Here is an 11,060-nt window from a genome sequence, read left to right on the forward strand (position 1 = left end):
AAATAACCCTTATTAGTTCTCTTTAGTAGTGTCTACGGCTGTTTTTTTAATTTCTGTTTTTGGAGCTGTTGGTACTTTTGGCACCACTATTTTAGCTTTTAAGACAGAATCTTTTGGAGTAGATTCGATAGCGCTTGCTTCGTTCATTCCTCCTAATTTGGCATATTCGCTGGCTAAGCTTTTATTTAATACGCGAACCTCCAGATCTGTTCGGGTAATTTTCTTTCTTAGATATTTTTCTATCATCAAACTGGCAATTGGTCCCGCAACGGTAGCACCAAAACCTCCGTTTTCGATCATGATCGCAATAGCAATTTTCGGATTGTCTTTTGGGGCAAAGGCTACAAATATAGAGTGATCTTTAAGCTGTGTTCTTTTTCCGTTTATTTTAGCGAAATTTTCTGCTGTACCCGTTTTTCCGCAAATATCAATGCCATTTACCCTAAGTGCATAAGCTGTTCCTTTATTGTATACATCAAATAAACCACTTATTACAGGTGGAAAATATTTTTGATCAATTGTCGTAACATGCTTGGTAGTAAATTTAGCATCAATTTTTTTACCTTCAATCTTTTTAATGATGTGAGGTGTGTAATAATAACCTTGATTGGCAACTGTCGCCATCATATTGGCAAGTTGTATTGGCGTCATTAAAACTTCTCCCTGACCAATTGAATTTGATACAATTGTTGTGCTTCTCCAACCTCCATTAGGATATATTTTTTTGTATGTTTTAGAAGTTGGTATGTTTCCTTTTTTACCTGTAGGTAAATCATAGCCCATAAACTGACCTAATCCAAAACTTTTTACGTGATTACTCCAAACATCAACAGCTTTTCCCGGATCAGAATATTTATTAATAGTTAACATGTATGCATTTGCAAAATAAGTGTTACAGGAATTATAAATTCCGTTATGCAATTGATGCGGACCAAAACCGTGACATTTCATAAAACGTCCTCTACCGTAACTAAATCCGTGGTGGCACATAAAGGATGTCTGCTCATTGATAACACCTTCTTGCAATGCTACCAAACCGGTTAAGATTTTGAATGGTGAACCCGGAGGATATTCGGCTAAAAGTCCTCTGTCGTATAAAGGTTTTGCAATAGAATCGTGATATAAAAGTGTGTAGTTTTTAGATCTTTGTCTTCCAACTAAAATACCCGGATCATATGATGGAGCAGTTACCAAAGCCAGAATTTCTCCTGATTTAGGTTCTATCGCAACAATCCCGCCTCTTTTATTAATCATTAGTTCTTCGCCATATTTTTGAAGTTCGGCATCAATTGTTAAGTTGATGTCTTCCCCGGCAACGGCGATGGTGTCGTATTTACCATCTTTGTAAGAACCAATTTCTCGGTTGTATTTGTCTTTCTGAATGTATTTTACACCTTTAATTCCGCGTAAAATTTCTTCGTAGCTTTCTTCAACACCTTGTTTTCCAATTAAATCCCCACTATTGTAGTATGGGTTTTTGGCAATTAAATTTTCATTTACCTGAGTGATAAAACCAAATATATTGGCACCATAGTCAACTTCATAGTCACGAAGCGATCTTTTCTGAAAATAGAAACCTTCATATTTTCTGATCTTTTCCTGAAAAGCGGCAAACTCTGATTTGTTTAATTGTGCAAGAAAAACAGATGGTAATCGTGGGCTATATATTTTTGCCTTTGCAATTCTCTTATAATATTCTTCGGGAGTAATGCTTAGTAAATTACAAAATTCAGTAACATTAAGATTTTCCTTGATTTCTCTCGGAATAACCATAATGTCATAAGAAGCCTGATTGGCTACCAATAATTTTCCATTTCGGTCATATATATATCCTCTTTCAGGATAATCATACGCCTTTTTTATTGCATTATTTTCTGATTTTAATTTGAATGAATCATCAATAATTTGCAAATAAAATATCCTGATCACTAGCAAAGATGCTGCAATAATAATTAAAGAGGGCAGCAGGACTTTTCTCATCTTCTATTGGGCTTAATAAGATAAATTATTATGATTGAAATAATTATGGTGAATATCGAACTAAATAAAGTTCTTAATAGTATGTCCCAGATAAATTTAAACTGAAAAGCTTCGAGTATAAATAGTATAATGTGATGTAATAAAACCGATACTAGAATAAACGAAAACCTTTCGGGTGTTAAAGACTCATTTAGTTTGATTGTTTGGTATTCGTAACTTAGACCAAATGAGAATTTAAAAATATAAGGCCTGTAATACGCCAGAATTACACAAGCTGTTGCGTGAATTCCGCCAGAATTACAAAACATATCCATGGTAAGGCCAAGTAAGAAACTCGAAATTATTAACCCTGATTTGTTACTGTTTACCGGATAAAGAATGATATAAAGAATATACGGAAAAGGACTTATGTATCCTAAGAAATTCATATTATTAAAAATAACAACCTGAATTGCCAGTAACATTATAAACCGAAAAATATTGACTAACAATGCGCTATTCATCTTTCTCCTTTTTTTCTAAATTAATAAGTTCTTCGCGGTCTTTACTTTTAATAATATAAACATGTCCAAGATTGGTCATATCGTTAAATAGTTTTACGTTTATGACGTAAAAACTTGTCTTGTCTTTAATGTAAATTTTATCAACGGTACCAATGTTAATTCCTTCAGGGAAAATTACAGATTGGCCTCCGGTAACAATTGTATCGCCTTTTCTGATTGATGCTAATCTAGGTACATCTTCTAACTGAACATATCCGGTGCTTTTACCGTTCCAGGTTAAAGAACCAAAGTGATTTGACTTTTTGATTTTAGCATTAATCTGAGATTTCATATTCAAAATACTAACCACAGTAGAATAGTTTTTTGATGTATTATCAACCACACCAATAATTCCTAAACTGTTGATTACTCCCATATCCTGTTTCACTCCGTCTTTTGCTCCGGAATTTAAGGTAATATAGTTTTCGTGAGTGCTGTAAGAGTTATGAATTACTTTTGAAACAATGATATCAGCAGGTTTTACTCCTTTTATACTGTCAGCCAAAGGTATTTTTGTGGTGTCTTTTTTATTAAATAAAAGGCTTTTTAATCTTGCGTTTTCAAGTACCAGTTCGTCATTTTCGGTTCTTAAATTCAAATATTCATTTACGTGATTAATTTTTTCATAAACGCCTCCGCTTAAAAAATTAGCCGAACTGATTACTTTGCTTCTGTGATAGGAATGAGATTGAATTGTGAGAGCCAACGAAATACCTAAAAGCAGCAAAAACAGCAATCGATTACTGTTTCGTATAATGAAATTAAAAATTTGCTGCATTTCTTGTTCGGTTATTTTGTTTCAGGATATGCTTTAGGGCTTCAAATTTTATAAGAGCCGAATGATTCAATTCGACTCTTATAAAGATCTTTTAATTTGTTATTTAGAATCTTATTTTATTAAGATGCTTTTAAATTTTGCAATGTTTTTAAGTGCCATTCCAGTTCCACGAACTACTGCTCTTAATGGATCTTCAGCAATGTAAACAGGTAAATCTGTTTTTTGCGAAATACGTTTATCCAAACCTCTTAACATTGATCCACCACCAGCTAAATAAATACCTGTATTGTAGATATCAGCAGCTAATTCAGGAGGTGTTTGAGATAAAGTTTCCATTACAGCATCTTCAATACGTTGAATTGATTTGTCTAATGCTTTGGCGATTTCACGGTAAGAAACATCTACTTGTTTTGGTTTACCGGTAAGTAAATCTCTACCCTGAACAGACATATCTTCAGGAGGTCCGTCTAAATCTTCGATAGCGGCTCCAATTTGAATTTTTATTTTCTCTGCAGTACTTTCTCCCACAAAAAGATTGTGTTGAGTACGCATGTAATAAACGATATCATTTGTAAAAACGTCACCTGCAATTTTTACAGATTTGTCACATACAATTCCGCCTAAAGCGATAACGGCAATTTCGGTAGTCCCACCTCCAATATCAACAATCATGTTTCCTTTTGGCTGCATAATATCGATACCAATACCAATTGCTGCTGCCATTGGCTCGTGAATTAAGTAAACTTCTTTTCCGTTTACTCTTTCACAAGATTCTTTTACTGCTCGCATCTCAACTTCAGTAATACCAGACGGAATACATACTACCATTCTTAATGCTGGAGTAAACATTCTTTTCTTTAATGCTGGTATGCTTTTAATGAACATATTGATCATTTTTTCTGAAGCATCAAAATCGGCAATTACACCATCCTTCAAAGGCCTTATGGTCTTGATGTTTTCATGTGTCTTACCCTGCATCATGTTAGCTTCTTTACCAACAGCAATGATTTTGCCTGATATTCTATCACGTGCAACGATTGATGGACTATCAATAACAACTTTATCATTATGAATGATTAAAGTGTTTGCGGTACCAAGGTCTATCGCAATATCCTCGGTCATGAAATCAAAAAATCCCATAAGTTTTTTAGGGGTTTAAAATGTTATAAATAATTTATCGAACAAAGTTAAACAAATTAATGTTTAAAATGACGTGTTCCTGTAAATACCATTGCAAGATTATTTTCGTTGCAATAATTTATACTTAATTCGTCTTTTATTGAACCTCCCGGCTGAATTACTGCTGTTATTCCTGCTTTTTTGGCTAATTCAACACAATCCGGAAAAGGGAAAAATGCATCACTTGCCATAGAAGCGCCGGTTAAATCAAAGCCAAAAGCTTTTGCTTTATCAACAGCCTGCACTAAAGCATCAACTCTTGATGTCTGACCTGTTCCTGACGAAATTAATGTTCCGTTTTTAGCAAAGACAATCGTATTTGATTTTGTGTTTTTGCAAATTTTTGAAGCAAATATCAAATCTTCTATTTCCTGAGCCGTAGGTTCTGTCGTAGTAACGGTTTTTAAATGCTCTTTATTATCTGTAATATTATTTCTATCCTGAATTAACAAACCATTAAGACATGTTCTTACTTGTCTTGAAGGTAATTCAACTTCATTTTGAACTAATATAATTCTATTTTTCTTCTCTTGTAAAACTTCAATTGCATCATCATCATAACTTGGAGCAATTACAACTTCGCAAAATAATTTGTTGATTTCTTGTGCTGTAGCTAAATCAATTTTAGTGTTTGCAATTAAAACTCCACCAAAAGCAGATGTTGGATCGCAAGCCAAAGCTGCCAAATAAGCCTCGCTGATTGTTTTTCTTGAAGCTAAACCACAAGCATTGTTGTGTTTTAATATTGCAAATGTTGGTCCGTCAGTTTTAAACTCGTTAATTAAGTTTACAGCCGCATCAACGTCTAATAAATTATTGTAAGATAACTCTTTTCCGTGGACTTTTTTAAACATTGCGTCAAAATCTCCAAAAAAGAAACCTTTTTGATGTGGGTTTTCGCCATATCTCAAAATTTGACCACCGGCAATACTTTCTTTGTAGATCGTTTCGTCAGTATTAAAATAGTTAAAAATAGCACCATCATAATGAGATGAAACATGAAATGCTTTTGTAGCAAACAATCTTCTGTTTTCAAGAGTTGTTGCACCGTTTTGTTCTGTAATCAAATCCAAAAGCAAACTGTATTCATTTACCGAAGCTACAATTACAGTGTCTTTGAAGTTTTTTGCACCGGCACGAATCAATGAAATTCCGCCAATATCAATTTTTTCGATAATTTCCTGTTCACTTGCACCAGAAGCAACAGTTTTTTCAAACGGATACAAATCAACAATCACCAAATCAATCTGAGGAATATCAAATTCTTTCATTTGCTGAACATCACTTTCATCATCCTGACGATTTAAAATTCCGCCAAAAATTTTCGGGTGTAATGTTTTTACTCTTCCACCAAGAATTTCAGGAAAAGAAGTAATGTCTTCAACAGGAACTACCGGAATTCCAAGGTTTTTAATAAAATCTTCTGTTCCGCCAGTTGAGTAAAGTGTTACATTTTGTTCGTGTAATTTTCTAACGATTGGCTCTAGTCCATCTTTCGAAAAAACAGATATTAATGCTGATTGTATTGTTTTAGTTGTGCTCATTGTGTAGTTATGATTTTCAGACTGCAAAAGTAGTTTTTTTAAATATTATTTTAAAGGATTTAGTGTAACATTATACTAAAAAAATGTACTCATGAGTAAGTTGATTTTTATTAGGTTTTTGATTTTAATTTATTGAATTTTACTTTATTGAAAAATACAAACATATGCTACTTTATCTTCGGTTATTAAAAGAAAGTCTGAGCTTTGCCATTAACGCTTTACGAAATAATAAATTGCGAACTTTATTATCATTGTTAGGTGTTACAATCGGTATATTTTCAATTATTGCTGTTCTTGCTGCTGTTGATTCTTTAGACCGAAAAATTTCTAAAGATTTGAGCAGTTTAGATAAAAATACGATTTATTTAATGAAATATTGTTTTGGGCCGTCAGAAATTCCGCAATGGAAAAGAGAGCAATTCCCGAATGTAAAATATGACGAGTACATCAACTTAAAAAATTCACTAAACAATACAGAGCAGGTTGGTTATCAATTATTCGTAAATCGTGAAAGTTTAAAATACGATTCGAAAACCGTTGCCGATGTAAATATGGTTCCGTCATCATTTGAAATGGTCGATATTGATGGCTTAAGTTTCGACAAAGGAAGATTTTATAACGAATCTGAATCTAATTCAGGAACTCCTGTAATTGTTTTAGGATATGATATTGCCAACGGACTTTTTGGAGAAAGTGACCCTATCGGAAAAAGTATTCGTTTATACGGACAGCGTTTCACCGTTATTGGTGTAATGAAGAAACAAGGAGCAGGTTTTTTTGGAGACAGTAATGATACTTCGGTTTATTTTCCGGCAAATTTTCTTCGCAGAATGTACGGCGACAGCGATGCTATGACGCCTGTGATTGTTTTAAAACCTGTAAAAGGAATTGATATGGATGCTTATAAAGCTGAAGTTGCACAAAAATTACGAGCAATTCGCGGAATGAAAGCAGGGGAGATGGATAACTTTTTCATCAATGTACTTTCCGGATTTACTGATTTTATCGATGGAATTTTAGGTCAGATGAATGTTGTAGGATGGATTATCAGTGGGTTTTCTCTTTTAGTTGGAGGTTTCGGAATTGCCAATATTATGTTTGTTTCCGTAAAAGAACGAACCAATTTAATTGGAATTCAAAAATCGCTTGGCGCTAAAAATAGATTTATTCTGTTTCAGTTTTTATTCGAAGCCATAATTCTTTCTGTAATTGGCGGAATTATCGGTTTGTTGATGGTTTGGGGCATTGCATTGATTCTAACAAAAGCACTCGATTTTGAATTCGTCTTAAGCTTTGGAAATATAATTTTAGGAACAACTCTGGCTGCGCTTATCGGATTAATATCTGGAATTTTACCTGCTATTTCAGCAGCAAATCTAGATCCTGTTGAAGCGATTAGAACGGGAATGTAGTTTTTTTGGGGGACAAAGGTCCAAAGGAACAAAGGTTCTGAGGTTCTAAGGTTTTAAAAGGCTAAAGTCTTAAGGAAGTGTTCCGGAGGAACTACATATTGGTAGCAACGGAATTTATTCCGTTGAATTGAAACAACGCACGTAAAAAAGTCCCGTAGGGACGACATGTATTATTTTGATATAAAAAAATCCCAAGAAAATTACCTTAGGATTTTAGAGTTAATGTGTTTTTTAAAAAGATTATTTTTCCTTTAATAATTTTTCCAAATATTCATTCTTTTCTTTTTCTACCTGAACTAAACGCTCGTAAAGTTCTATGATTTTATCTAAGGGATTAAAAGTGGCATACATGCCTTGATTAAAGCTATTTCCTTGAGTAGAACTATTATCATAAAAACTATTGAAATAATTGATCATATTTTCTTCGGTAAAGTTTTTTATAGCTTCAGCGCTTACTCCAAGAGCTTTTGCAACCTCCAAGAGCTTTTCATCATCTATAGTTTCGCTATTTTCCATAACAGATATTGCTTGCTGATTTGTTCCTAAAGCTTGAGCTAAGGCTTCTTGCTTCATGTCTTTAAGTTCACGAATACGGCTAATTTTTCGCCCTATATGATTTGGTTTTGTTGCTGTGCTCATAGTTCAAAGATATTTATAATGCTTTAAAAAAAAATCAGTTTTGGTAAAAAACAGATCAATTTATGTTCGATACATTTTCTATTAGTTTGCTTTAGATGTGAAACTATTATTTAATGCTGAATCGTAAACAAAAATACAATTTTTCAGACAAGTATTAATTAGTTGGGATTAAAATCACACGCTGAGAAAAATTCCGTAGGAATGAAATATTGGTAGCAACGGAATTTATTCCGTTGAAAATATGGAAATAGAGAATTCAGAAGTTCCGTAGGAACGATATACATTGACTCGGTTTTATTCCTTTCTTTTAGCAAATTCAGCATGTTCGGGAAATTTGATTCTTGATTTGTCCCATTGAATGTTTTCTGAATTGTAATATTTGTTGTTTTTCTTATAATAAATAACTGTATCTTCTTCTTGAGTTGTCCTTCTAATAACAACAAAATCTCGATCTCTCTTAAAGAAGTTTAAGGATTTATTTAATTCGAAAAAGACTTTAGCTTTTAAAGTGTCCGATTGAGAAGCGATAAAGGTTTGGTTTCGAAAATCATCTTTATAATTCAATTTTATAAAATCATAAATATTTTTATTTGAAATTTCAATTATATCTTTAGGCTGTAAGTTTATAAAGTAAGGAATTGTGTCGGCAGTCGGTGTTCCACAAACCGATCCAATTCCTTTCTGTTGAAAGTAAAATGCTGTAGAATCGGAGTTTATGATGAAAGTATTTGTTCCATATACAAGCCATCCTGGAGGAGGTAGCGGAGCGGGCATCGTATCTTTATCGTGAATTATTTCATGATTTTCTTGAGATATGATATAAGGAAAGTTTTCTTCTTGTTTTTCTTTTTTGTTGCAATTTAAAAGAAAAAAACAAATAATTAAACCAATAAAAATTCTTGCCATGGAAATAAGATTTAAATAAAGATATAAAAAAATCCCATCGGCCGAAGCAAATGGGATTTTATATAATAAAGAAGTTCGAAAACTATCTAATTGTACTATTCTGAATCAAATCAATATATAAGTTGATTTTATCTTTTAAATCTTTTCTAGGCGTAATAAAATCAAGGAAACCGTGCTCTAAAAGAAACTCAGCCGTTTGAAAACCTTCCGGTAAATCTTTTCCTGTAGTATCACGAACGACACGCGGACCAGCGAAACCAATCAAAGCACCTGGCTCAGAGATGTTAATGTCTCCTAACATGGCGTAAGATGCAGTTGTTCCTCCTGTAGTTGGATCTGTACATAAAGAAATGTAAGGTAAACCAGCTTCGGCAAGCTGCGCAAGTTTAACAGATGTTTTTGCTAATTGCATTAATGAATAAGCTGCTTCCATCATACGAGCTCCACCAGACTTAGAAATCATTACAAAAGGCATATTGTTTTTGATCGCGTGATCAATACCTCTGGCAATTTTTTCCCCTACAACAGCTCCCATAGATCCACCAATAAAGGCAAAATCCATACAGCAAATTACAAGTTCTTTTCCTTTAGATTTTCCTACTCCGGTACGTACAGCGTCTTTAAGATGCGTTTTTTCCATTACATCTTTCAATCGCTCTGCATATTTTTTTGTATCCACAAAATGCAAAGGATCTTTTGATGTCATGTTTTTATCTAACTCAACAAATTCGTTGTTGTCGAATAAAATTTCAAAATAGGTTGCGCTTCCAATTCTAACGTGAAAATCATCTTCCGGACTAACAAATAAGTTTCGGGCTAATTCGTCAGCGTCAATAATTTTTCCAGTAGGAGATTTGTACCACAATCCTTTCGGAACGTCCATCTTATCTTCTGTCGCGGTTGTAATCCCTTTTTCCTGTCTTTTAAACCAAGCCATATTTTTTGTTTTTTTTGTTTCAGGTTTAAAGTTTAAAGTTGCGAAACTTGAAACCTGAAACTTTAAACTTTTAATTATAGTGTATTCACATTGTTTAAGTCTGCAAAAGCTTGCTCAAGTCTTGTGTTGAATGTCACTTCGCTTTCACGTACCCATTTTCTTGGGTCATAATATTTTTTGTTAGGAACATCAGCACCTTCTGGGTTACCAATTTGTGTTTTTAAATAGTCAATGTTTTTAACCATATAATCACGAATTCCTTCAGTATATGCAAATTGTAAATCTGTATCAATGTTCATTTTGATAACTCCGTAGCTAATTCCTTCTCTGATTTCTTCAAGTGTAGAACCTGAACCTCCGTGGAAAACGAAATCTACCGGGTTAGGACCAGTTTTGAATTTGTTTTGAACGAAATCCTGAGAATTTTTTAAGATTTTTGGAGTTAATTTTACGTTTCCTGGTTTGTAAACACCGTGAACGTTTCCAAAAGCTGCAGCGATAGTAAATTTAGGACTTACTTTAGATAATTCTTCGTAAGCATAAGCTACTTCTTCTGGCTGAGTGTATAATTTAGAACTGTCAACATCAGAGTTGTCAACACCATCTTCTTCACCACCTGTAATACCTAGCTCGATTTCTAATGTCATACCCATTTTACTCATTCTCGCTAAATACTCTTTACAGATCTCAATGTTTTCTTCGATTGGCTCCTCAGACAAATCGATCATATGAGAACTGAATAATGGTTTTCCTGTTTCTGCAAAATGTTTTTCAGATGCATCTAACAAACCATCAATCCAAGGTAATAATTTTTTTGCACAGTGGTCAGTATGTAAAATTACTGTTGCACCGTAAGCTTCTGCTAATGCGTGGATATGTTTTGCTCCTGCAATTCCACCAGCAATTGCTGATTTTTCACCTGCATTAGATAATCCTTTTCCAGCATTAAATTGTGCTCCTCCGTTTGAAAATTGAATGATAACTGGCGCGTTTAGTTTTGCTGCAGTTTCAAGAACTCCATTGATTGTGCTAGACCCTGTAACATTTACTGCTGGTAAAGCAAAACCTTTTTCTTTCGCATAATTAAAAATCTCCTGAACCTGATCTCCTGTAGCTACTCCTGGTTTAATATTGTGTGCCATT

Annotated in this window: 10 protein-coding genes; 1 reads left to right on the plus strand and 9 read right to left on the minus strand. The window is 33.6% G+C overall.

Features of this window, described 5'->3' with window-relative positions; all coding sequences use genetic code 11:
- Window positions 1-12: 12 nt before the first annotated feature.
- The 5 genes from mrdA to purH all read right to left on the minus strand — a co-directional run bounded on the left by mrdA (window position 13) and on the right by purH (window position 6,023).
- Complete coding sequence (mrdA, locus tag BUE22_RS09745; protein ID WP_073394873.1) at window positions 13-1,980, minus strand: penicillin-binding protein 2; 1,968 nt, start codon at window positions 1,978-1,980, stop codon at window positions 13-15.
- Window positions 1,977-2,483, minus strand: coding sequence for a rod shape-determining protein MreD (locus BUE22_RS09750; protein ID WP_073394874.1), 507 nt, complete (start codon window positions 2,481-2,483; stop codon window positions 1,977-1,979). Before BUE22_RS09750 ends, mrdA begins: the two co-directional genes overlap by 4 nt.
- Complete coding sequence (gene mreC / locus BUE22_RS09755; protein WP_073394875.1) at window positions 2,476-3,300, minus strand: rod shape-determining protein MreC; 825 nt, start codon at window positions 3,298-3,300, stop codon at window positions 2,476-2,478. Before mreC ends, BUE22_RS09750 begins: the two co-directional genes overlap by 8 nt.
- Before the next feature lie 111 nt (window positions 3,301-3,411).
- Window positions 3,412-4,440 carry a rod shape-determining protein gene (locus BUE22_RS09760; protein ID WP_007804822.1) on the minus strand — a complete coding sequence of 343 codons (1,029 nt, stop codon included), beginning with the start codon at window positions 4,438-4,440 and terminating at the stop codon, window positions 3,412-3,414.
- Between the two features lie 56 nt (window positions 4,441-4,496).
- Window positions 4,497-6,023, minus strand: a complete 1,527-nt coding sequence (gene purH, locus BUE22_RS09765) for a bifunctional phosphoribosylaminoimidazolecarboxamide formyltransferase/IMP cyclohydrolase (protein ID WP_073394876.1) — start codon at window positions 6,021-6,023, stop codon at window positions 4,497-4,499.
- Between the two features lie 164 nt (window positions 6,024-6,187).
- Here purH and BUE22_RS09770 point away from each other — a divergent pair, with 164 nt between their 5' ends.
- Window positions 6,188-7,435, plus strand: coding sequence for an ABC transporter permease (locus BUE22_RS09770; protein ID WP_073394877.1), 1,248 nt, complete (start codon window positions 6,188-6,190; stop codon window positions 7,433-7,435).
- A gap of 240 nt (window positions 7,436-7,675) precedes the next feature.
- Here the strand turns inward: BUE22_RS09770 and BUE22_RS09775 are convergent, their stop codons facing one another.
- The 4 genes from BUE22_RS09775 to fbaA all read right to left on the minus strand — a co-directional run bounded on the left by BUE22_RS09775 (window position 7,676) and on the right by fbaA (window position 11,059).
- Complete coding sequence (locus tag BUE22_RS09775; RefSeq protein ID WP_073394878.1) at window positions 7,676-8,074, minus strand: helix-turn-helix domain-containing protein; 399 nt, start codon at window positions 8,072-8,074, stop codon at window positions 7,676-7,678.
- Between the two features lie 294 nt (window positions 8,075-8,368).
- On the minus strand, window positions 8,369-8,980 hold the full coding sequence (locus BUE22_RS09780) for a hypothetical protein (RefSeq protein ID WP_073394879.1): 612 nt from the start codon (window positions 8,978-8,980) through the stop codon (window positions 8,369-8,371).
- An 82-nt stretch (window positions 8,981-9,062) separates the two neighbouring features.
- Entirely contained in the window at window positions 9,063-9,917 is an 855-nt protein-coding gene (gene accD / locus BUE22_RS09785) for an acetyl-CoA carboxylase, carboxyltransferase subunit beta (RefSeq protein WP_073394880.1), read from the minus strand.
- 74 nt (window positions 9,918-9,991) lie between these two features.
- The gene (fbaA, locus tag BUE22_RS09790; protein WP_042566116.1) at window positions 9,992-11,059 is read right to left on the minus strand and encodes a class II fructose-bisphosphate aldolase; all 1,068 of its coding nucleotides are present in this window, start codon (window positions 11,057-11,059) and stop codon (window positions 9,992-9,994) included.
- Window position 11,060: the final 1 nt, after the last annotated feature.

The organism is Flavobacterium pectinovorum, from assembly GCF_900142715.1.
Lineage (GTDB): Bacteria > Bacteroidota > Bacteroidia > Flavobacteriales > Flavobacteriaceae > Flavobacterium > Flavobacterium pectinovorum.

What these genes read in the sequence shown, in the direction of transcription:
- fbaA (WP_042566116.1), bottom strand. Translation starts at nt 11,059, where the DNA reads ATGGCACACAATATTAAACCAGGAGTAGCTACAGGAGATCAGGTTCAG.
- BUE22_RS09760 (WP_007804822.1), bottom strand. Translation starts at nt 4,440, where the DNA reads ATGGGATTTTTTGATTTCATGACCGAGGATATTGCGATAGACCTTGGT.
- BUE22_RS09770 (WP_073394877.1), top strand. Translation starts at nt 6,188, where the DNA reads ATGCTACTTTATCTTCGGTTATTAAAAGAAAGTCTGAGCTTTGCCATT.
- purH (WP_073394876.1), bottom strand. Translation starts at nt 6,023, where the DNA reads ATGAGCACAACTAAAACAATACAATCAGCATTAATATCTGTTTTTTCG.
- mrdA (WP_073394873.1), bottom strand. Translation starts at nt 1,980, where the DNA reads ATGAGAAAAGTCCTGCTGCCCTCTTTAATTATTATTGCAGCATCTTTG.
- BUE22_RS09780 (WP_073394879.1), bottom strand. Translation starts at nt 8,980, where the DNA reads ATGGCAAGAATTTTTATTGGTTTAATTATTTGTTTTTTTCTTTTAAAT.
- BUE22_RS09750 (WP_073394874.1), bottom strand. Translation starts at nt 2,483, where the DNA reads ATGAATAGCGCATTGTTAGTCAATATTTTTCGGTTTATAATGTTACTG.
- accD (WP_073394880.1), bottom strand. Translation starts at nt 9,917, where the DNA reads ATGGCTTGGTTTAAAAGACAGGAAAAAGGGATTACAACCGCGACAGAA.
- mreC (WP_073394875.1), bottom strand. Translation starts at nt 3,300, where the DNA reads ATGCAGCAAATTTTTAATTTCATTATACGAAACAGTAATCGATTGCTG.
- BUE22_RS09775 (WP_073394878.1), bottom strand. Translation starts at nt 8,074, where the DNA reads ATGAGCACAGCAACAAAACCAAATCATATAGGGCGAAAAATTAGCCGT.